This window comes from Pseudomonas sp. OE 28.3 (assembly GCF_014268205.2).
Taxonomy (GTDB): Bacteria; Pseudomonadota; Gammaproteobacteria; order Pseudomonadales; family Pseudomonadaceae; genus Aquipseudomonas; species Aquipseudomonas edaphica.
In genome coordinates this window covers 6,345,260-6,366,973 of sequence record NZ_CP077082.1, presented here as the reverse complement: position 1 = coordinate 6,366,973, position 21,714 = coordinate 6,345,260, and the positions used below count along the sequence as shown (strand labels likewise).

Below are 21,714 nucleotides of genomic sequence, written 5' to 3'. Positions count from 1 at the left end.
CCGCGGCATTCTACTGGAAATGGAAAGCCCTATGGATATCACTGAACTGCTGACGGCCAGCGTGCGCCGTGGCGCCTCCGACCTGCATTTATCGGCTGGCCTGGCGCCAATGCTGCGTGTCGATGGCGAAATCTGGCCATTGGAGGGGCCGGTGCTTTCGCCTACGCAAGTTGCGGACTTATTAAGCCCTTTGCTCAACCAGTACCAACAAAAGGATTTCGAAACATCTCTTGAAACGGATTTTGCGTTCGCGCTGCCGGGCCTGGCGCGGTTCCGCGCAAATGTGTTCCGCCAGGATCGCGGCATGGGCGCAGTGTTTCGCACTATCCCGACCGAAGTGCAAAGCCTGGAAGACCTCGGATTAGGCGAGGTCTTCCGCCGTATCGCGCAGTTGCCGCGCGGCCTGGTACTGGTGACTGGGGCAACCGGCTCCGGCAAGTCGACGACCCTGGCGGCGATGATTGACCACCTCAACCAGCACCGGCGCCAGCACATTCTCACGCTGGAAGACCCGATCGAATTTATCCACAGGCCGAAAATGGCCCTGATCAACCAGCGCCAGGTACACCGCGACACTCATAGTTTTTCGGCGGCGCTGCGCTCGGCCCTGCGTGAAGACCCGGATGTGATTCTGGTGGGCGAGCTGCGTGACCTGGAAACCATCCGCCTGGCACTGACGGCGGCAGAGACCGGGCACTTGGTATTGGGCACGCTGCACACCACTTCAGCGGCAAAGAGCGTGGATCGGCTGGTGGATGTGTTCCCTGCGGGGGAAAAAGCCATGGTGCGCGCCATGCTGTCGGAGTCGCTGCAGGCGGTGGTGTCCCAGGTGCTGGTTAAGAAAATCGGCGGCGGCCGGGTGGCGGCGCACGAGATCATGCTGGGCACGCCAGCTATCCGTAACCTGATCCGCGAGGACAAGGTGGCGCAGATGGTCTCGGCGATTCAAACCGGCGGGGCGTTGGGGATGAAAACGCTGGACATGAGCTTGAAGGCGTTGGTCAGCGCAGGGCTGATCAGCCGGGAGGATGCGCGGGGGCTGGCGCGGGTGCCGACAGATATCTGAACGCCGATGAAATCAGTGTGGGAGCTGGCTTGCCTGCGATGACGGTGTGCCAGTCGACAGAGATGTCGCCTGGCAGTTCGCTATCGCAGGCAAGCCAGCTCCCACATTTTGTAGTGCATTCAGCCTGGGATCAGCGCTGAACAACCCGCAGGTTATTCTGCTCTTTAGGCAGAACACGCTTGGCAATCACGTAGTTCTTGTCCCAGAACGGCTTTTTCAGTGTGTCGATGCTCACCGACTTGCCACGGCGCGGTGCGTGGATAAAGCGGTCGTTGCCCAGGTAGATGGCAACGTGGTTGACCTGGCGGCTCTTGAGTTTGAAGAACAACAGGTCGCCCGGTTTCAAGTCCTTGCGATCAACCTTCAAGCCGTGGCCGGCAGCCATGGCGTTGGAGGTGCGGGGCAAATCCACCGCTTTTACATCATTAAACGCATATTTCACCAAACCGCTGCAGTCGAACCCTTTACTTGGGCTGCTGCCGCCCCAACGATAAGGAGTACCGAGCACGTTAACGGCACGGCTGAGGACATTGCTGCTTTGTTTGGTGTTGACGGCCAGTTGGGTGTGGATCGCTTTACCGTGGGCCTTGCTCACTTGAGTCGGGCGGTTGACGGTCAGCTTTACCGACTTGGCAGTGCTGGGTGTGCTGTGAACTTTAGGGGTGAAACCGTTAACGTTAGGAAGACGTTGCTCACGATTGGTGGCGTGGGCGGCCAGTGGCATTAATAGGCAGATGGTTAGCCATGTCTTGAAAAATGGTCGCATTAGGCGTGGCTCTTTATGGTTTGCGCGCAACTTTATAACAGCTTTTTGTGTCGTTCTAAGGCCGTTTGTCGACTGAACCCTGGGGTCAAATACAGGAAAAACGCGACGAATTGCCGCTATTGTCCTACAGAAGTCAGGTGGCATAAGGCTTTGCGGGAGGGAAGATACCATTTGCCGTGCGTCGGGCGCCCGTAAAAAAGTCACAAAGAAAATGAAAAAATTTATCTATCGAGGCAAAAGAGGTACTCCATGAACACCTATCGACAGGATGTTACGCAGCAAGACACCCACAGCAAGGTGATCGGTTACCTGCTGTGGATTTTTGGTTTTACTGGGGCACATCGCTTCTATTACGGCAAACCGGTGACCGGCACGATCTGGTTTTTCACCTTCGGCCTGTTCGGTATCGGCTGGCTGATCGACTTGTTCCTGATCCCGGCCATGGACCGTGAAGCAGACCTGCGTTTTACCGCCGGGCCGATCGAATACAACGTGGCCTGGATACTGTTGGCGTTCCTGGGTGTGTTCGGCTTGCACCGCATGTACCAGGGCAAATGGATCACCGGCTTGATCTACCTGCTGACCGGCGGTTTGTTCCTGATCGGGGTGCTGTATGACTTCTGGACGTTGAATACGCAGATTTCGATCCGCAATGCCGAGCGCAATGCTGGACGATAAAGCACTTAAGTCATGCAGAGATGCAAATGTGGGAGCTGGCTTGCCTGCGATAGCATCACCTCGGTAGGGATGAAAAACCGAGGTGTCCGCATCGCAGGCAAGCCAGCTCCCACATTGACCGTGCCTACACTAGCTGTGTGATCTATCAGGCCTGGTAAGTAATCCGCCCATCCACCAAGGTGTAACGCACCGTCGCCGGCAGGCTATGGCCGATGAACGGGCAGTTCTCGCCCTTGGACAGCCAGTGCTCCCCGGCGACCGTGGAACTGGCCGGGTCAAACAGCACCAGATCCGCCGCCGAACCCACCGCCAACTTGCCCGCCGGCAGGCGCAATGCCTCGGCCGGGCCAGCGCTCAGGCGCGCCAGCAGCGTCGGCAAGTCCAGCAAACCGTCCTCCACCAACGTCATCGCCAGGGGCAGCAACAGCTCTACGCTGCTGATTCCCGGCTCGGTAGCGCCAAACGGTGCCAGCTTGGCATCCCGTTCGTGGGGCTGGTGATGGCTGGAGATGGCCGACACCACACCCGACTTCACCGCCGCCCGCAAACCTTCACGGTCGGCCAGGGTGCGCAGCGGCGGCTGCACGTGATACAGGCTGGAGAAGTCGATCAGCGCCTCATCGGTCAAAATCAGCTGATACAGCGCCACATCCGCCGTCACCGGCAAGCCGCGCGCCTGGGCCTGGGCGATCAAGGCCACACCGCGTGCGCTGGTGAGTTGGCTGAAGTGCGCACGCACACCGCTTTGTTCCACCAACAACAGGTCACGGGCCAGGGCCACGGTCTCGGCAGTTTCCGGAATACCCGGTAGGCCGAGGAAGCTGGCCACGGCGCCCTCATGGGCCAGGCCGCCTTCGGCCAGGTCGCGGTCCTGGGAGTGGAAGATCACGGTCAGATCGAACGTGGCCGCATATTCCAGCGCACGGCACAGCGTGCGGGTGCTGCGAAAACTCTCCAGGCCATTGCCGAACGCCACGCAACCGGCGTCACGCAGGGCGATCAGCTCGGCAAGTTGTTCGCCTTCCAGGCCTTTGCTCAGGGCGCCGATGGGGAACACCTTGCAATTACCGGCTTCACGGGCGCGGTCGAGGATCAACTCGGTCACCGCCGAAGTGTCCAGGATCGGCTTGGTGTGTGGCGGGCAGCACAGGCTGGTGACGCCACCGGCCGCAGCGGCACGGGTTTCGCTGGCGATGCTGCCTTTGCGGCTGTAACCCGGCTCGCGCAGGGCGACGTTCAGGTCCACCAGGCCAGGCGCGGCCACCAGGCCGTTGGCATCGATACTCTGGCTGGCGCTGAAGCCGGCGGGCGCGGCGCCAATGGCGATGAGCTTGCCGGCTTCCAGGTGAAGGTCGGTGACTTGATCCAGCCCGCTGGCTGGATCGATAACGCGAGCGCCTAGAATGCTGAGCTTCACTGGGCGTTCTCCTGCTCGAATTGACGTTGCGCGGTTTGCCCGCTCATGGCCATGGACAACACGGCCATGCGGATGGCGATGCCATAAGTCACCTGGTTGAGGATCACCGACTGCGGGCCATCGGCCACCGCCGATTCAATCTCCACGCCACGGTTGATCGGGCCTGGGTGCATCACGATGGCATCCGGCTTGGCGCCGGCCAAACGCGCGGTAGTCAGCCCGAACAGGCGGTAGAACTCGCCTTCGCTCGGCAGCAGGCCACCGGACATGCGCTCACGTTGCAGGCGCAGCATGATCACCACGTCCACATCCTTGAGGCCTTCGGTCATGTCGGTGTAGACCTTCACGCCGTATTGTTCGATGCCGATCGGCAGCAGGGTTTTCGGCGCGATCACGCGAATGTCCGGGCAGCCGAGGGTTTTCAGGGCCAGCATGTTCGAGCGCGCCACCCGCGAGTGCAGGATGTCGCCGACGATGGCCACCGAGAGGTTTTCAAAGCTGCCCTTGTGCCGACGAATAGTGAGCATGTCCAGCATGCCCTGGGTCGGGTGGGCGTGGCGGCCGTCGCCGCCGTTGATGATTGCCACCTGCGGGCACACATGCTCGGCGATGAAATGCGCGGCGCCGGAGTCGCCGTGGCGTACCACGAACATGTCGGCGGCCATGGCTTCCAGGTTGCGCAGGGTGTCGAGCAGGGTTTCGCCCTTGCTCGCCGACGAGGTGGACACGTTCAGCGTGATCACGTCGGCCGACAGCCGCTGGGCCGCCAGTTCAAAGGTGGTGCGGGTGCGCGTGGAGTTTTCGAAGAACACATTGCAGATGGTTTTGCCACGCAGCAGCGGGACTTTCTTCACCGCCCGGCCACCGACTTCGAGGAACGAGTCGGCGGTGTCGAGGATTTCAGTGAGCAGTTCGCGGGGCAAACCGTCGAGGGACAAGAAGTGTTGCAACTGGCCCTGAGCATTGAGCTGCAGCGGGCGCTTGGCATCTAGAGGCGTCATCGCGGGGACTCTGTACAAGGCGGTTTAAAGGGCAAGGTCTTGCAGTTCGAGTTCGAGCGGCGTGGGACCGGACAATTTTACCCGTTGATGGGCTTGCAGCGACAGCGTTGCGCCAACCACGTCCGGGCTGATCGGCAATTCGCCGGCGTCCAGGTCCAGCAGGCATACGAGGGTCACACTGGCCGGGCGGCCGTAGTCGAACAGCTCGTTAAGGGCGGCGCGGATGGTGCGGCCGCTCATCAGCACGTCGTCGATCAGCACCAGATGCTGGCCTTCGACCTCAAACGGCAGCGCCGAGGGCTGCACTTGCGGGTGCAGGCCATTCTGGCTGAAGTCGTCGCGGTAAAAGGACACGTCCAGGGTGCCCAGCGGCGAATCGCTGCCCAGCTCTTCCAGTAGCGCCTGGGCCACCCACACACCACCAGTGCGGATGCCGATAAAACGCGGCTCGCTGATGGCGCGGTGTTCCAAGTGGGCCTTAAGGCGAATCGCCATCTGGCTGATCAGTTCGGCGGGATTGGGCAGGCTCATGGTGGCTCCTTCAAGGCCTTGCGCGGCGTGGGCGCAGCAAGGTCCGGACTCAAACGTAAAAAGACGCGGCAAGCCGCGTCAGTCAGGATTCAAATAAAGCGGTGTTTTCATCCAGCCAGCCCTGCAGCAACAGGGCGGCGGCAATGGCGTCCACGGGGTTGTCGCGGTAGCTGCCTTTTTGCCCGCCACGGTCGCGGCGCTCACCCTTGGCTTCAAAGGTGGTCAGGCGTTCATCGTGGGTATAGAAGGGCAGGTTGTAGCGGCCATTGAGGCGGCGGGCGAATTTTTCCGCGCGCAGGCACATGTCGCTGGGGGTGCCGTCCATGTTCAACGGCAGGCCGACCACGACGGCGTCGGGCTTCCACTCTTTAATGAGGGCTTCGACCTGGTTCCAGTCCGGCACGCCGTTCTGGGCTTTCAAGGTACACAGCTCGCGGGCCTGGCCGGTAATCACCTGGCCGACCGCTACGCCGATCTGTTTGGTGCCGTAGTCAAAACCGAGGATCAAGCGCAAAGCCATCAGGCGTGCCCCGCCTGGCTGGTCAGCAGGCTGAGGTTGACCCGAAGCTTGGCGGCAGCTGCTTCCAGGCGCAGCTCACTGGCGGTGTTGAACAGGATGTCGGCGTCAAACGGGCAGGTCAGCCAGGCATTGCTGGCCAGTTCGGCTTCCAGTTGCCCGGCTTCCCAACCGGCATAGCCGAGGGTGATCACGCTTTGCTCGGGGCCGACGCCGTCGGCGATGGCAAACAACACGTCCTGGGAGGTCGACAGCGACACGCCTTCAAGGTCTACCGTGGCCTGAAACTTCGGCCCGGTGGGGTGCAGCACAAAGCCACGATCGGTCTGCACCGGCCCGCCGATGTAGATCGGCACGCCCTGGCAACGCGCCGGTGGGTCGATCTCGGGGCGCAGTTGCTCAAGGATATCGGCCAGGTTCAGCTCTTGCGGGCGGTTGACCACCAACCCCATTGCACCATTGGCCGTGTGCTCGACGATGTAGGTCAAGGTCTGCGCAAAGTTCGGGTCGGCCATATGGGGCATGGCGATCAGGAATTGGTGCTTGAGGTAGGTCGGGCTGACATTTTTCATGCCCACTAGTGTGGCGTTGGAGGGGCGAACTGACAAGCTGGAGTTAGTGATCGCTCCGCGTCGCGCTCTTAAAAGTGGACGCGGAGCGTCCTGAGATGCATTCCCACGCAGAGCGTGGGAACGATCCTTATCCATCATTAAAGGATGTACTTCGTACCTGTGGCGAGGGGGAACGATCCTCAGTTGCTCGACAGCCGATCGCCCCTGGCAAACTTCCAGGTGCGGATGATTTCCAGGCGGTCGATGTCGTTCAAGTCACCGGTAAACGGCGCGAAAGGCGCAGCCAGGCGCACGATGCGCTGGGCGGCCTGGTCCAGCAGTGGCTGGCCGGAGGACTCCAGCACCTGCACTTCATAAAGCGAGCCGTCGCGGTTGATCGACACCAGAAGACGCAAATTGCCGTAAATCTGCTGACGCCGCGCTTCATCCGGGTAGTTGAGGTTGCCGATGCGCTCGACCTTCTTGCGCCACTCGTCTTTATACCAGGCGCCTTTGTCGCGCATGGTTGACGCGGCATTCAGGCGGTAGATGCGCGGGCGCTTGGCATACAGCTGTTGCTCATTGGCCAGTTCCGCTTCGAGGCTGGAGATCTGGTCAGAGAGCTGCGAACTGTCGAACGTCGGCGCAGGCTTCACCGGCTCAGGCGTAGGTTCGGTCTTGGCTTTCTCGCGCTGGGTCGCAGCTTTTTGCGGTTTGGGCGCAACGGTGGTCACGGCGGCCTTGGGCGCGGCCTGCTTGACCTCGGGCTTGGGGGCGGGTGGGGGCGTGACTTTATTGACCTTGTTGTCCTGGAAAGGCGCCACTTCGGTGGTCTTGGGCACGGCCTTCTTGTCGAGGGTGCCGCTGCCTTGCTGGTTGTCCTGGGCAAGAAAATCGGCCTTTTCGGGCTTTTTTTCGCTCTTGAACGTGGCGAGGGTGATTTCCAGGGTTTTGCTGATCTGCTTGGGCTCGACGTAGGTGAAGCCCAGGCCGAGCAGTAGGGCGAGGTGGATCAAGGCGGCCAGGAACAGGGTAAATCCGAGCCGATCAGCCGGGCGCACGCCGCTGTGGGAGAGTTCGTAGGGCAGATCGGACGGGAGTGTCATGACAAAAAAACCAACATCGCGCGTTTCACAGGTGGCGCATGATAACGCAATGTTGGTTTATGTCCGGCTGTTCTATGTCACTTGGCTTGTAGCTTGCGCTCAATGGCCGCCATCAGCATTTCGCCGATGTTCGTGCCAAATGCATTGTCGATCTCGCGAATACAGGTCGGGCTGGTGACGTTGATTTCGGTGAGGTTCTCACCAATTACGTCTAGTCCTACAAATAGCAGGCCTTTTTCCCGCAGGGTTGGGCCAACCTGAGAGGCGATCCAACGGTCTTTGTCCGACAACGGGCGTGCTTCACCGCGACCACCGGCCGCCAGGTTGCCACGGGTCTCGCCGGCTGCCGGAATACGCGCCAGGCAGTAATCCACCGGTTCGCCGTCGATCATCAGGATGCGTTTGTCGCCATCCTTGATCGCCGGAATATAAGCCTGGCCCATGATCTGCTGGGTGCCCAGCGCGGTCAGGGTTTCCAGGATCACCGACAGGTTGGGGTCGCCGGCGCGGTGACGGAAGATCGACGTGCCGCCCATGCCGTCCAGCGGTTTGAGGATCACATCACCGTGTTTGGCGGCGAATTCACGCAGCACGTCGGCGCGGCGGCTGACCACGGTCGGCGGCGTGCACTGCGGGAACAGCGTGGCGAACAGCTTTTCATTGCAGTCGCGCAGGCTTTGCGGCTTGTTGACGATCAGCACACCGGCGCGCTCGGCCTGCTCCAGCAGGTAGGTGGAGTAGACGAACTCCATGTCGAACGGCGGGTCTTTGCGCATCAGGATCACGTCCAGATCGCTTAGCGGGCTGTCGATCTCGTCCGCCAGTTCGAACCACTTCTCAGGGTTGGCAAACACCTGCAGCGGGCGCATGCGCGCGCGGGCCTCGCCGTCGCCCTGGTAAAGATCGCGCTGCTCCATATAAAACAGGGTCCAGCCGCGGGCCTGGGCGGCCAGGAGCATGGCCAGCGAGCTGTCCTTTTTATAGGAAATGCTGGCGATAGGGTCCATGACAATGCCGACGCGAACGCTCATGGGGGATTTCCTCTAGCAAATTAGGGCGCATAAAAGTGGCGTCAGAGTGGCGCTGCGGCTGTTGTGGGTCAAGGAAAAACCACCTGGCCGGTTGCTCGATAGATTGCGCCCGGAGACTGTGCTAAAAAGACTGCCACGGCGCAGCAGCCCTTGAATTCCAAGGCTTGCGGCGCTCATCCTGTGCAACATCAGGCAGTACACACCGAAAACCGATTCGCTGTGGCGATGGTAGAGCAGATATGGAACAGCATTCCAACGCCTTGAGAGTGATGGTGATCGATGATTCAAAAACGATCCGCCGCACCGCCGAGACGCTGTTGAAGAACGTGGGCTGCGATGTGATCACGGCTATCGACGGTTTCGATGCCCTGGCCCGGATTGTTGATCATCACCCGCACATTATCTTTGTCGACATCATGATGCCGCGCCTGGATGGCTATCAGACCTGCGCCCTGGTGAAGAACAACCCGGCGTTCAAGTCGATCCCGGTGATCATGCTGTCTTCTAAAGACGGCCTGTTCGACAAGGCCAAGGGGCGCATCGTTGGTGTCGATCAGTTTTTGACCAAGCCTTTCAGCAAGGAAGAACTGCTGGGCGCAATCAAGGCTTACGTGCCTGGGTTTGCCGCAGTAGAACAAGCACACTGACGCCGCCTCACAAGGGCTGGCGCCGACCAATGTAGTGGGGAAAACCATGGCACGCGTTCTGATCGTCGACGATTCGCCGACTGAAATGTACAAACTCACCGGCATGCTGGAAAAGCACGGCCACGTGGTGCTCAAGGCCGAAAACGGCGCGGACGGCGTGGCCCTGGCCCGCCAGGAAAAACCCGACGCCGTGCTGATGGACATCGTGATGCCGGGCCTCAACGGCTTCCAGGCTACCCGCCAACTGTCCAAGGAGCCGGAAACCAACGGCATTCCGATCATCATCATCACCACCAAGGATCAGGAAACCGACAAAATCTGGGGCGCGCGCCAGGGTGCCAAGGATTACCTGACCAAGCCTGTGGACGAAGACACCCTGATCGCCACCTTGAACAAGGTACTGGCCGGCTAAAGGCTCGCGATCATGACCGAGTCGCAAACCGCCTTCGAGCTGCTGCTGGACATCGACCGCCGCTGCCGCCTGCTGGCCGCCGACCTGCCGTCCCAGGAAGCTCGCCTGCAACGCTGGAGCGGGATCGGCTTTCGCCTGGGGCCACACTGGTACGTGGCGCCGATGGGCGAAGTCGCCGAAGTGCTGCATGAGCCGCGTTGCACCTTGATGCCCGGTGTCAAACCGTGGGTCAAGGGCGTGGCCAACCTGCGTGGGCGTTTGCTGCCGGTAATGGACTTGGGCGGCTTTCTTGGCCTTGAATTGTCCAAGGCACGCAAGCAACGGCGGGTGCTGGTGGTCGAGTACAACGACCTGTTTGTCGGGCTGCTGGTAGACGAGGTGGTGGGCATGCAGCATTTCGCACAAGACGCTTTGTTGACCAGCGCCGCACCCGGCGCGCCGTTTATCCTCGGCCAGTTCGACGGCGACCCGCTGTGGCAGGTCTTCAGCCCCTTCGCTCTGGCCCAGGCCCCAGGCTTCATGGATGTTGCCGCATGACCACCGTCACCACGCCCAAACCCCAGGCCGCATCGCGCAGCCGCTCACAGATCATCGTGCTGTTTATTGCGCTGATCGTGTTCATCATGCTGTTGTTCGCCAACTTCGCGTACCTCAACACTCAGTCCACCTATGACAAGCAGTACATCGGCCACGCCGGTGAGCTGCGTGTGCTGTCCCAACGCATCGCCAAAAACGCCACCGAGGCCGCTGCCGGCAAGGCCGCCGCGTTCAAATTGCTGGGCGATGCGCGCAACGACTTTGCCCAGCGCTGGGGCTACCTGAAAAAAGGTGATACCGAAACCGGCCTGCCCGCCGCGCCCAGTGCGGTTCGTGCGGAAATGCGCGCGGTGCAGACCGACTGGGAAGCGCTGCTGAAAAACACCGACGCGATTCTGGCTAGCGAACAAACCGTGTTGTCCCTGCATCAAGTGGCCGCGACCCTCGCCGAAACCGTGCCGCAATTGCAGATGGAATCGGAAAAGGTCGTCGATATCCTGCTGCAACGTGGCGCACCGGCCAGCCAGGTAGCGTTGGCTCAACGCCAATCGCTGTTGGCCGAACGTATTCTCGGCGCGGTCAACACCGTGCTGGCGGGCGACGAAACCGCCGTGCAAGCCGCCGATGCCTTTGGCCGCGATGCCAGCCGCTTCGGTGTGGTGCTCAACGGCATGCTCAATGGCAACCCGGGCTTGCGCATTACCCAGGTCGAAGACCATGACGCGCGCGCGCGGCTGGCGGAAATTTCGGAGCTGTTCGAGTTTGTCTCCGGCTCCGTGGATGAAATCCTCGAAACCTCGCCGCAGCTGTTCCAGGTGCGGGCCTCGGCGAGCAATATCTTCAACCTGTCGCAAACCCTGCTCGATGAGGCCTCGCACCTGGCCACCGGTTTTGAAAACCTCGCCAGCGGGCGAAGTTTCGACACCATTGGTGGCTACGTGCTGGGTTTGCTGGCACTGGCCTCGATCATTCTGATCGGCCTGGTGATGGTGCGCGAAACCAACCGCCAACTGCATGAAACCGCCGAGAAGAACGAGCGCAATCAGAACGCGATCATGCGCCTGCTCGATGAAATCGAAGACCTGGCCGATGGCGACCTCACCGTGACCGCCTCGGTCACCGAGGACTTCACCGGCACCATCGCCGACTCCATCAACTACTCCGTCGACCAACTGCGCGATCTGGTCGCGACCATCAACCTCACCGCCGGGCAAGTGGCCGGTGCGGTGCAGGACACCCAGGCCACCGCCATGCACCTGGCCCAGGCTTCGGAGCATCAAGCCCAGCAGATCGCCGAAGCCTCCACGGCGATCAACCAGATGGCCCAGTCCATCGATCAAGTGTCGGCCAACGCCGCCGAATCTTCGGCCGTGGCGGAGCGCTCGGTGGAAATCGCCAACAAGGGCAACGAGGTGGTGCACAACACCATCCATGGCATGGACAACATCCGCGAACAGATCCAGGACACCGCCAAGCGCATCAAACGCCTGGGCGAATCTTCCCAGGAGATTGGCGATATCGTCAGCCTGATCGACGACATTGCCGACCAGACCAACATCCTCGCCCTCAACGCCGCCATCCAGGCGAGCATGGCCGGTGACGCCGGGCGCGGTTTTGCGGTGGTGGCCGACGAAGTACAGCGGCTGGCCGAGCGCTCATCCGCCGCCACCCGGCAAATCGAAACCCTGGTGCGGGCGATTCAGGCCGACACCAACGAAGCGGTTATCTCCATGGAACAAACCACCACCGAAGTGGTGCGTGGCGCACGGCTGGCCCAGGACGCCGGGGTGGCGTTGGAAGAGATCGAAGGCGTGTCGAAAACCCTGGCGGCGTTGATTCAGAGCATCTCCAATGCGGCGCAGCAACAGACCTCATCGGCGGGGCAGATCTCGCTGACGATGAATGTGATTCAGCAGATCACCACGCAGACGTCGTCGGGTTCTACGGCCACGGCGGAGAGCATCGGCAATTTGGCAAAGATGGCCAGTCAGTTGCGCCGGTCGGTGTCGGGTTTCACCCTGCCGCCGCCTAAACAGGCCGATGATTGAAATGCTATCTGATGTGGGAGCTGGCTTGCCTGCGATAGCGGTGGGTCAGTTGCACAGGTATCACCTGACAGTCCGCCAGCGCAGGCAAGCCAGCTCCCACAGGTGATCTCGATTGTTCTTGGCAACACCAGCAACTCATAAATTTTAAGCGGAGCAGTTATGGTTGATCGGCACGACTACGTGGCCCTTGAATGGGTCAAGGGCGACATTGCCGAAACCCTGAAGCAGGCCCGTTCGGCGCTGGATGCGTTTGTCGAAACCCACGACAGCGACGCCATCGCCGAGTGCCTGGCCGCCATCCACCAAGTGCATGGCGCGCTGCAAATGGTCGAGTTCTACGGTGCGGCGTTGCTCGCCGAAGAAATCGAAGAATTGACCCTGGCCCTGCAAGCCGAGCGCGTCGGCCAGCGCGATGAAAGCATCCGCCTGCTGCAACAAGCCCTCAGCCAATTGCCCTTGTATCTGGACCGCGTACACAGCGCCCGCCGCGACCTGCCGCTGGTGGTGTTGCCGCTGCTCAACGACCTGCGCAGCGCCCGCGGCGAAAGCCTGTTGTCGGAAACCAGTCTGTTCAGCCCACAGCTCTTGTCGATTGCACCGCTGCCCGACGAAGCCCTGGCCCAGCGCGCAGTGCCAGAACTGCACGAACAATTGCACCAGTGGCACAAATTGCTCCAACAAGCCTTGGCTGGCCTGCTGCGCGAAGACCATGGCCCGAGCAACCTGGAAGACATGGCGCGGGTGTTTGCGCGCCTCGAAGCGCTGTGCCAGGGCGCGCCGCTGTTGCCGTTGTGGCAAGTCACCTCGGCGCTGGTCGAAGGCATGCTCACCGGCGTGATCGCCAACAGCCCGGCGCTGCGCAGCCTGCTCAAGGCCAGCGACAAGCAACTCAAGCGCCTGCTGGCCCAGGGCATCGGCGGTATCAACCAGCCGGCGCCCGACGAACTGCTCAAGAGCCTGCTGTTTTATGTGGCCAAGGTCACTCGTCCGACGCCGCGCATGCAAAGTCTCAAGGAACGCTACGGCCTGGATGAGGCCTTGCCCGACAGTGCCGTGGTCGATGCCGAACGGGCGCGGCTGGCGGGACCGGATCGCAATGCCATGGGGTCGGTGCTTGGCGCATTGTGTGAGGAACTGGTGCGGGTCAAGGAGCGCCTCGACTTGTTCGTGCGCAGCGACCGCCAACACACCGACGACCTGGATGCGCTGCTGGCGCCATTGCGGCAGATCGCCGATACCTTGGCCGTGCTGGGTTTCGGCCAGCCGCGCAAGGTGATCATCGACCAGCTCGCCGTGGTGTTGAGCCTGGTGCAAGGTCACCGCGAACCCAACGACGCCGTACTGATGGACGTCGCCGGCGCCTTGCTCTATGTCGAGGCCACGCTGGCCGGCATGGTCGGCACCGTCGAACCGGAAAGCCGCGAAGAAAGCCGCCTGCCCACCACCGACCTGACGCAGATTCATCAACTGGTGATCCGCGAGTCCTGCCAATGCCTGCGCCAAGCCAAAGAGTTGGTGATCGACTGCATTGAAGCCGACTGGGACCGCCAACGCCTGGAATCCCTGCCGGAGCTGCTCAGCCAGGTGCGCGGCGCCTTGGCGATGATTCCACTGCCCCGCGCAGCGAGCCTTATGCGGGGTTGCACCGATTACGTCGACGAACAGTTGATGGTCAACGACGCGCCGCCGACCCAGGCGCAGTTGGCGCATTTCGCCGACGTGATCAGCAGCCTTGAGTATTACCTGGAACGCATGCTCCAGGACCCTGACGCCGCTGGCGAACGCGTGCTGGAACTGGCCACCCAAGGCTTGGCCGCGCTCGGTTACCTGCCCGCCGAAAAGCCCTGGCGTCAGGCGCTGGTTGCGCCGGATGGCGCATTGTCGGCCGACAGCACGCCGAGCCAGTCCCAGTTCGATGCCTTGGCCAGCCCGATCACGCGCCTGAATCCGCCGGCGCTGCATCGCCCCGGCAGTTTGCTGCCGCCGCCGGCCGATGAAGAACCCATCGACGATGAGCTGCGCGAAGTCTTCCTCGAAGAAACCGACGAAGTCCTCGACGTGCTACACCGCCATCTGCCCAACAGCGCCGACAAAACTGCTCAAGGCGAAATGCGCCGGGCTTTTCACACGCTCAAAGGCAGCGGCCGCATGGTCCGTGCCCTGGTGCTGGCCGAACTGGCCTGGGCGGTGGAAAACCTGCTCAATCGCGTGCTCGAACGCAGCGTGGCCCTCAGCTCCGATGTGCAACACGTACTGGATGAAGCGGTGGCCCTGCTGCCCGAATTGATCGCCGACTTCGCCACCGACGACCAACACCAGCGCGATGAAGTCGACGCCCTGGCCGCCCGTGCCCATGCCCTAGCCAGTGGCACTGCAACAGCCACCGCCGAGCCGCACGACCCAATGCTGCTGGAGATCTTCCGCAACGAAGCCCAGAGCCACCTGGAGAGCATCAACCGCTTCCTGCAACAGGCCGCCGAGCATGTGCCGCTGCAAGTCAGCGATGAGCTGCAACGTGCCCTGCACACCCTCAAAGGCAGTGCCTACATGGCCGGTGTGCTGCCGATTGCCGAACTGGCGCGGCCGCTGGATCACCTGACCCGCGAATACAAGGCCCACCGCCTGCCGCTGGACCTGGACGAAGTGGAGCTGTTGCTGGAAGCCGAAGGCTTGTTCCAGCGCGGCCTGCACCAACTGGACAGTGACCCGCTGGTGCCAATCAAGGGCGCGCCGGACCTGATCAGCCGCACTCAAAGCCTGCTCGACCAACAACTGCAAGCCTTGCTCGACGCGCCGAACACGGGCCTGCGTATCAAACGCGACCCGCAGTTGATCGCCAACTTCCTGGCCCAAGGCATGGACATTCTGCTCGACGCCGAAAGCCTGTTGCGCCGCTGGCAGCAGCACCCCGGTGAGCGTCAGGAACTCACCGCACTGCTGGACGAGTTGACCACCTTGGGCGAGGGCGCGCATATCGCCGACCTGCACAGCATCGACGAACTCTGTGAAGCTTTGCTTGACCTGTACGGGGCGGTGGAGGAGAGCAGCCTGGCGGTCAGCGAGCGGTTTTTCCAAGAAGCCGAACAGGCCCATGACGCGCTGATCAACATGCTCGACCAGTTGGCTGCGGGGCAGGAAATCAGCCCGGCGCCGGCGCGGGTGCAGGCCCTGCGCGAATTGCTCGATGAAGCCCTCGACCCGTCGGCCACCGGCCTGATCAAAAGCGACGGCAGCCGTGCCCTCAGCATCGCTGAATTGGGCGCGGCCACGGCGCAGTTGAACCAGGACACGGCAATGGACGATGAGATCGTCGAGATTTTCCTCGAAGAAGCCGTGGACATCCTCGACAGCGCCGGCCAGTCGCTCAAACGTTGGCTGCTGGAGCCCGACAGCGCAGCGCCGTTGTCTTCGTTGCAGCGCGACTTGCACACCCTCAAGGGTGGCGCGCGCATGGCCGAAATCGGCCTGATTGGCGACCTGGCCCATGAGCTGGAAGGCCTCTACGAAGGCCTGGTAGACCGCCGTTACAGCTACTCCACCGAGTTGTCCCAAGTGTTGATGGCCAGTCACGAGCGGCTGGCCTTGCAACTGGATCAACTGCAAGACCAGCAACCGCTGAGTGACTCCAGCGACTTGATCGCGCAACTGCGCGAGTTGCGCCACAGCAGCACGCCCGCAGCCGCGGCCACAGCACCCGAAGTGGCGACCGCCGACCCCGAGTTGCTGGAAATTTTCCTCGAAGAAGCCGCCGATATTCTCGACAGCTCCGGCAGCGCGCTGGTGCGTTGGCAGGCCGAGCCGAACAATCGCCAGGAAGTGGAAACCCTGCTGCGCGACCTGCACACCCTCAAGGGCGGTGCACGCATGGTCGAGATCGGGCCGATTGGCGATCTGGCCCATGAGCTGGAGTTTCTCTACGAAGGGCTGTCCGCTGGTTTGCTCGCGCCGTCGCCGGAACTGTTTTCGCTGCTGCAAGGTTGCCACGACCGCTTGGCGCAGATGATCGACGCGGTGGCAGACGGTTTACCGGTGGGCTCGGTGGACAAGCTGATCGAGCGGATCAAGAGCCTGGTACACCCGAGCGATGAGCCGCTGGCGCCGGTTGCACTGCCCGCCGGTAAGGCCGAAGCGGCTATGGACCCGGCTGCGGACATGGTGAAAATCTCCGCCGACTTGCTCGATGACCTGGTCAACCTGGCCGGTGAAACCTCGATTTTCCGGGGGCGCATCGAGCAGCAGGTCAACGATGCGCGCACGGCCCTCAGCGAGGTCGAAACCACTATCGAGCGCATGCGCGACCAACTGCGCCGCCTCGACAGCGAAACCCAGGGTCGTATCCTCAGCCGCCAGCAAGCCGAGGCCGAGCGCCTGGGTTATGAAGAGTTTGACCCGCTGGAAATGGACCGCCATTCGCAGTTGCAGCAACTGTCCCGTGCGCTGTCCGAGTCCGCTTCCGACCTGCTGGACCTCAAGGAAACCCTCGACCGCCGCAACCAGGATGCGCACAACCTGTTGCAGCAACAGGCGCGCATCAACACCGAGTTGCAAGAAGGCCTGATGCGCACGCGCATGGTGCCGTTTGAGCGCATGCTGCCGCGCCTCAAGCGCATCGTGCGGCAGGTGGCAGAGGAATTGGGCAAGGACGTGGAGTTCGTGGTTGGCAATGCCGAAGGCGAGATGGACCGCAACGTGCTCGAACGCATGGTCGCGCCGCTGGAACACATGCTGCGCAACGCCGTCGACCATGGCCTGGAGTCGCGCGAAGCACGTGTGCTGGCGGGCAAACCGGAAAAGGGTCGTATCACCCTGGACCTGACCCACGAAGGCGGCGATATCGTGTTCGATATGCGCGACGACGGCGCCGGCGTGCCGCTGGACGCAGTGCGGCGCAAGGCGATCAAGCGCGGCCTGCTCGACCCCCATCAAGAGATCAGCGACCGCGACGTGTTGCAGTTTATCCTGCAGCCGGGTTTTTCGACGGCGGAAAAGATCACCCAGATATCCGGACGCGGCGTGGGCATGGACGTGGTGCACGAAGAAGTGCGCCAGCTTGGCGGCTCGATGGTGATTGACTCCACGCCCGGTGCGGGCGTGCACTTTCGCATTCGCCTGCCGTTTACCGTGTCGGTTAACCGGGCGCTGATGGTGCAGTGCGCGGACGATCAATATGCGATCCCGCTCAACACCATTGAAGGCGTGGTGCGTGTGCTGCCCCACGAGTTGGCTGGGCACTATCAGCAAGACCCGCCGCGTTATGAATATGGCGGCCAGCGTTATGAGTTGTTCTACCTTGGCGACCTGCTGCATACCGTCAGCCGCCCGAAATTGCTCGGCCAATACCAGCCCGTGCCGGTGCTGCTGGTGCAATGCAACGAGCGGCGCGTGGCGGTGCATGTGGATGCCATGGCCGGTACTCGGGAGATTGTAGTGAAGGGCCTGGGGCCGCCGTTCGCGGGCGTGCAGGGGCTGTCCGGCGCGACCATCCTGGGTGATGGCCGCGTGGTGCTGATCATCGACCTGCTTGCGCACATCCGGGCACGTCAACCCGTGTCGCCGGCCCAGGCGGTTGACGCGCCGCTGATCCTCAACGACCCGCTGAAAAAGCGCCCGCTGCTGGTGCTGGTGGTGGACGATTCGGTCACCGTGCGCAAAGTTACCAGCCGACTGTTGGAGCGCAACGGCATGAACGTACTCACCGCCAAAGACGGCATCGACGCCATCGCCGTACTCGAAGAACACACCCCGGACTTGATGCTGCTCGACATCGAAATGCCGCGCATGGACGGCTTCGAGGTGGCGATTCAGGTGCGCAACGACCCGCGCCTGATGCGCCTGCCGATCATCATGATCACCTCGCGCACCGGCCAGAAACACCGCGACCGCGCCATGGCCATCGGCGTCAACGACTACCTCGGCAAGCCGTACCAAGAGTCGGTGCTGTTGGAAAGCATCGCCTACTGGAGCAAGTCCCATGCTTGACCACCGCACCAGCCAACTCACTGGCCTGTTGTTGCCCTTGGCTGACCGCCATCTGCTGCTGCCCAATGTGGCCGTGGCCGAGCTGATCGACTTCCAGCGCGGCGAACCGGCCAGCGATGCGCCGCCGTGGTACCTGCGGCAAGTGACCTGGCGTGACCGGCAAATACCCCTGATCAGCTTTGAAGCGGTGTGCGGCGAGGCGATCTTGACCGCCGAGCGCTCGCGCATCGTGGTGCTGAATGCGCTGGGCGGGCGGCCGACGTTGAAGTTTATTGCGCTGGTGATCCAGGGCATTCCCCGCTCGTACAAGCTCGACAGCGAATTGAGCTACGTGGACGTGCCACTCTGCCCGCTGGAACTCGCGGCCGTGCAGGTGGGCGAGCACGTGGCGAAGGTGCCGGATTTGATGGGGGTGGAAGCGTTGTTGGTCGAGTCCGGCCTGGCCTGACGGCGATGATCGTTCCCACGCTCCGCGTCACCCTTGTGCTGGTCTTGAGTCTTGTGCTGCCTGGCGGGACGCGGAGCGTCCCAGGCGGCATACCCACGCGGAGCGTGGGAACGATCCAAATGGCAGAGCTGAGTCAGCTGTTGGTCGACAGAGCACTGGAACACGTCAGCCCTGCCTGAGTAGTCCCAAAAGGGGACTGCTATCTAACTAGCATCACCGAACACATGTGGGAGCTGGCTTGCCTGCGATAGCAGACTGTCAGCCCACAACTTCATTGCTGACCCACCGCCATCACAGGCAAGCCAGCTCCCACAGGGGGCTCTGTGCGGCAGCCTGAAAGTAGCCGCAGGTCGCGGATTACTTGAGATGATCGTTCCCACGCTCCGCGTGGGCATGCATCCCGTGACGCTCCGCGTCACCCTTGCGCTGGTCTTGAGTCTTGTGCTGCCTGGCGGGACGCGGAGCGTCCCAGGCGGCATTCCCACGCGGAGCGTTGGAACGATCCAAATGGCAGAGCTGAGTCAGCTGTTGGTCGACAGAGCACTGGAACACATCAGCCCTGCCTGAGTAGTCCCAAAAGGGGACCGCTATCTAACTAGCATCACCGAACACATGTGGGAGCTGGCTTGCCTGCGATAGCAGACTGTCAGCCGACACCTTCGTAGCTGACCCACCGCCATCGCAGGCAAGCCAGCTCCCACAGGGGCTCTGTGCGGCAGCCTGAAAGTAGCCGCAGGTCGGGGATGACTTGATCGTTCCCAAAAAGGGACCTATCGTTCCCTTTTTGGGACTCTTTGGCCGCTGCCATGCAAACCTTGCCGCTTAGCACCGCACTCTTCACCAACACCCAGCAAAAAGTGCTGGGCCTGCTGTTCGGCAAGCCTGGTCAAAGTTTCTACACCAATGAAATCGCACGCTCGGCTCAAGTGGGCAAAGGCAGCCTCACCCGCGAGCTGGAGCGTTTGCAGTTGGCGGGCATCTTGAGCATGACGCGCCAAGGCAATCAGACCCACTACCAGGCTAATCCCCAATGCCCGATTTACTCGGAGTTGTTGGCCATCGTGCGCAAGACCCTCAGTCTGGACGAACCCTTGCGCAATGCATTGGCACCGTTCGCGGAGCAGATAACCTGGGCCTTTATCTACGGCTCCATCGCCAAGGGCGAGGCGCACTCATCCAGTGACATAGATCTGATGCTGATCGGCCAAAGCCTCAACTACAGTGAAGTCATGGAGCAACTCATGCCGCTGGAAGAGCAACTGGGCCGCACCATCAACCCGACGCTTTACACCCCTGACGACTGGACCAGCAAATGGAATGCCGGGAACAGTTTTGTGCAGCGGGTCGTGCAGCAGGACAAGATCAATCTGATGGGGGGCAACCCTCAGGAGTCCATGGATGGACAGCAAGGCAAACCTGGAGAACCTGCAACGTAGCGGTGGCTTGAAGGCTGAGCCGCCGGATCGCAAAGAGTGTGATGGGCTGATGCGCTCGGCGCGAGATCGGTTGAGGGATGCAGGTAACCCGCAATTAGCCTTCGCCAGTCGTTTCGACTTGGCATACAACGCCGCCCACGCTATCGCGCTCACAGCGCTGCGCCTGCGCGGTTATCGCTCGGACAAACGCTATTTGGTTTTTCAATGCCTGATCCACACCGTCGACGCGAACAAGGTGCAGGTGAGGTTATTGGCGCTGTGTCATGAGCGCCGCAACCTGGCGGAATATGAAGGATATATGGATGAGGATGAGGCGTTGCTTGGGCAGTTGATGGACGGCGCGACGATGCTGCTGGGCAAAGTGGAAGAAGTGTTGGCTATTCATCGGTGGGAATGACGCGAGTCCTCGCAGCACCGTCAATCCAATGTGGGAGCTGGCTTGACTAAAAATTGTTTTTGATGACCGTATCTTTCCGCCGTTTTGGATCTGCTAATGATGCGGATTGACCGCTCACATGTCGGAATGGGCTGTAGTTGCTGTAGGTCGGTTCTGCATTTGGATTAAGCGGGTTTTCAGGCCTGAGTGGAGTGGCTAGTTTCTGCGCTCCTCACTGCCTGCAAGGATCCGCAAATGGCTGTTCCGCTAATGCCGCCGGGTGTTTCAATTTTTGAAAACATGGCGATTTCTCGATGTAAACGCACCCACCTCAAACCCGGCTCGGCATTCGCCTATTCCTGGTTTTACTCCCAGGTTCGGGCAGCCGGACCTTGGAACTACAAGAAGAGAGGGAGCGAGTACGAAGCGTTTGGTAACTTCAATTACGGCGCTACGGGGACAGTGTTGGGCATTCCCGAGCACGTATTACTGCGAGCTGCCGGCGTGGCGCAAACTGTTGCAAAAACGACACTCCCGGATTTCGGTACATGGTGGGGCGGTGAGCCTTTTGGTGATGATCCACGGGACCAATATTGGATAAGAAGAGGGATTGAATATGCAATTTCCCAAGGCCACTAAACGCCTCGGACCGTTACTGCGCAATTGCCTGCTCATCGTCTGCCTTCTCTATATCGGCGCCAGTTGGATCATGTCTGCCGGAGCACCGGATCTGGATGAAGTGGTGTTGAAGCATTCCTTGGGCAACGGCACCTCCATCTACGGTGCTCGAGACGGTCAGGGTGGAGCGACGGTGGGTTTTTCCTATAGGTACTACGTCCATGAGGATTTGGGGAGTGATCAGGAAATACTCGCCGCATTGGTGTCTGCTCATCCTTTTCTGAAAACAAAAAAACCTGAAGTTCAGGTGAGTGATGAGGGAAGCGCTCTACTTCTTCATATTCAAGGAGAGGTCTACGAGTACCACAGCTTTGCACTGGAAGGCTTGGGGTCGGTCAAGGTGGTGATGGCGCTTTGATGGGCCAGCCTTCGGAATTTTCCTGCAAGATTTCGAGCTGTGCATGAACTTGTTGTGGGTAGTCTTGGCGGCTAGTCTTCGTCTCGTCATCGAAAAACGATGACACGGACGTGCAAGTCCGACGAAACTGT

At 61.2% G+C, this 21,714-nt stretch carries 20 protein-coding genes; 12 read left to right on the top strand and 8 right to left on the bottom strand.

Annotated features, from left to right (window positions below):
• The first annotated feature begins 31 nt into the window (after positions 1 to 31).
• A complete protein-coding gene (locus HU759_RS28750; RefSeq protein WP_186616996.1) occupies positions 32 to 1,066 on the top strand; it encodes a type IV pilus twitching motility protein PilT in 1,035 nt (344 codons plus the stop codon).
• A gap of 130 nt (positions 1,067 to 1,196) precedes the next feature.
• Here the strand turns inward: HU759_RS28750 and HU759_RS28745 are convergent, their stop codons facing one another.
• On the bottom strand, positions 1,197 to 1,832 hold the full coding sequence (locus HU759_RS28745; protein ID WP_017139450.1) for a C40 family peptidase: 636 nt from the start codon (positions 1,830 to 1,832) through the stop codon (positions 1,197 to 1,199).
• Positions 1,833 to 2,081: 249 nt separating this feature from the next.
• Between HU759_RS28745 and HU759_RS28740 the strand changes: the two genes are divergently transcribed.
• Positions 2,082 to 2,510, top strand: coding sequence for a TM2 domain-containing protein (locus HU759_RS28740; RefSeq protein ID WP_186616998.1), 429 nt, complete (start codon positions 2,082 to 2,084; stop codon positions 2,508 to 2,510).
• 145 nt (positions 2,511 to 2,655) lie between these two features.
• On the opposite strand, the gene HU759_RS28735 is transcribed toward HU759_RS28740, so the two are convergent.
• From HU759_RS28735 to gshB, 7 genes are all read right to left on the bottom strand, one after another.
• Positions 2,656 to 3,927, bottom strand: a complete 1,272-nt coding sequence (locus tag HU759_RS28735; RefSeq protein WP_099550338.1) for a dihydroorotase — start codon at positions 3,925 to 3,927, stop codon at positions 2,656 to 2,658.
• Positions 3,924 to 4,928, bottom strand: a complete 1,005-nt coding sequence (locus HU759_RS28730) for an aspartate carbamoyltransferase catalytic subunit (RefSeq protein WP_056857699.1) — start codon at positions 4,926 to 4,928, stop codon at positions 3,924 to 3,926. Before HU759_RS28730 ends, HU759_RS28735 begins: the two co-directional genes overlap by 4 nt.
• Before the next feature lie 24 nt (positions 4,929 to 4,952).
• Positions 4,953 to 5,459, bottom strand: coding sequence for a bifunctional pyr operon transcriptional regulator/uracil phosphoribosyltransferase PyrR (pyrR, locus tag HU759_RS28725; protein WP_017139446.1), 507 nt, complete (start codon positions 5,457 to 5,459; stop codon positions 4,953 to 4,955).
• 82 nt (positions 5,460 to 5,541) lie between these two features.
• On the bottom strand, positions 5,542 to 5,979 hold the full coding sequence (gene ruvX / locus HU759_RS28720) for a Holliday junction resolvase RuvX (protein WP_003195067.1): 438 nt from the start codon (positions 5,977 to 5,979) through the stop codon (positions 5,542 to 5,544).
• Positions 5,979 to 6,548 (bottom strand): YqgE/AlgH family protein, encoded by a 570-nt coding sequence (locus HU759_RS28715; RefSeq protein ID WP_017139445.1) that lies wholly within the window; start codon positions 6,546 to 6,548, stop codon positions 5,979 to 5,981. Before HU759_RS28715 ends, ruvX begins: the two co-directional genes overlap by 1 nt.
• Before the next feature lie 179 nt (positions 6,549 to 6,727).
• On the bottom strand, positions 6,728 to 7,633 hold the full coding sequence (locus HU759_RS28710) for an energy transducer TonB (protein ID WP_017139444.1): 906 nt from the start codon (positions 7,631 to 7,633) through the stop codon (positions 6,728 to 6,730).
• 77 nt (positions 7,634 to 7,710) lie between these two features.
• On the bottom strand, positions 7,711 to 8,664 hold the full coding sequence (gshB, locus tag HU759_RS28705) for a glutathione synthase (RefSeq protein WP_099550340.1): 954 nt from the start codon (positions 8,662 to 8,664) through the stop codon (positions 7,711 to 7,713).
• A 239-nt stretch (positions 8,665 to 8,903) separates the two neighbouring features.
• On the opposite strand from gshB, the gene pilG reads away from it, so the two are divergent.
• The 10 genes from pilG to HU759_RS28655 all read left to right on the top strand — a co-directional run bounded on the left by pilG (position 8,904) and on the right by HU759_RS28655 (position 21,583).
• Complete coding sequence (gene pilG / locus HU759_RS28700; protein WP_010564379.1) at positions 8,904 to 9,311, top strand: twitching motility response regulator PilG; 408 nt, start codon at positions 8,904 to 8,906, stop codon at positions 9,309 to 9,311.
• Positions 9,312 to 9,357: 46 nt separating this feature from the next.
• Positions 9,358 to 9,723 carry a twitching motility response regulator PilH gene (gene pilH, locus HU759_RS28695; RefSeq protein WP_017139442.1) on the top strand — a complete coding sequence of 122 codons (366 nt, stop codon included), beginning with the start codon at positions 9,358 to 9,360 and terminating at the stop codon, positions 9,721 to 9,723.
• A 12-nt stretch (positions 9,724 to 9,735) separates the two neighbouring features.
• The gene (locus HU759_RS28690; RefSeq protein WP_017139441.1) at positions 9,736 to 10,260 is read left to right on the top strand and encodes a chemotaxis protein CheW; all 525 of its coding nucleotides are present in this window, start codon (positions 9,736 to 9,738) and stop codon (positions 10,258 to 10,260) included.
• Positions 10,257 to 12,308, top strand: coding sequence for a methyl-accepting chemotaxis protein (locus HU759_RS28685; RefSeq protein WP_017139440.1), 2,052 nt, complete (start codon positions 10,257 to 10,259; stop codon positions 12,306 to 12,308). Before HU759_RS28690 ends, HU759_RS28685 begins: the two co-directional genes overlap by 4 nt.
• A gap of 159 nt (positions 12,309 to 12,467) precedes the next feature.
• Complete coding sequence (locus tag HU759_RS28680) at positions 12,468 to 18,287, top strand: Hpt domain-containing protein (RefSeq protein ID WP_186617000.1); 5,820 nt, start codon at positions 12,468 to 12,470, stop codon at positions 18,285 to 18,287.
• Positions 18,280 to 18,735 (top strand): chemotaxis protein CheW, encoded by a 456-nt coding sequence (locus HU759_RS28675; protein WP_186617002.1) that lies wholly within the window; start codon positions 18,280 to 18,282, stop codon positions 18,733 to 18,735. Before HU759_RS28680 ends, HU759_RS28675 begins: the two co-directional genes overlap by 8 nt.
• A gap of 806 nt (positions 18,736 to 19,541) precedes the next feature.
• Positions 19,542 to 20,171, top strand: a complete 630-nt coding sequence (locus HU759_RS28670) for a nucleotidyltransferase domain-containing protein (protein ID WP_169987570.1) — start codon at positions 19,542 to 19,544, stop codon at positions 20,169 to 20,171.
• Positions 20,134 to 20,568, top strand: coding sequence for a hypothetical protein (locus tag HU759_RS28665; protein ID WP_186617004.1), 435 nt, complete (start codon positions 20,134 to 20,136; stop codon positions 20,566 to 20,568). The genes HU759_RS28670 and HU759_RS28665 overlap by 38 nt, the downstream gene beginning before the upstream one ends.
• A gap of 234 nt (positions 20,569 to 20,802) precedes the next feature.
• Complete coding sequence (locus HU759_RS28660; protein WP_186617006.1) at positions 20,803 to 21,186, top strand: polymorphic toxin type 44 domain-containing protein; 384 nt, start codon at positions 20,803 to 20,805, stop codon at positions 21,184 to 21,186.
• Positions 21,164 to 21,583, top strand: a complete 420-nt coding sequence (locus HU759_RS28655; protein WP_186617008.1) for a hypothetical protein — start codon at positions 21,164 to 21,166, stop codon at positions 21,581 to 21,583. The genes HU759_RS28660 and HU759_RS28655 overlap by 23 nt, the downstream gene beginning before the upstream one ends.
• Positions 21,584 to 21,714 lie beyond the last annotated feature (131 nt).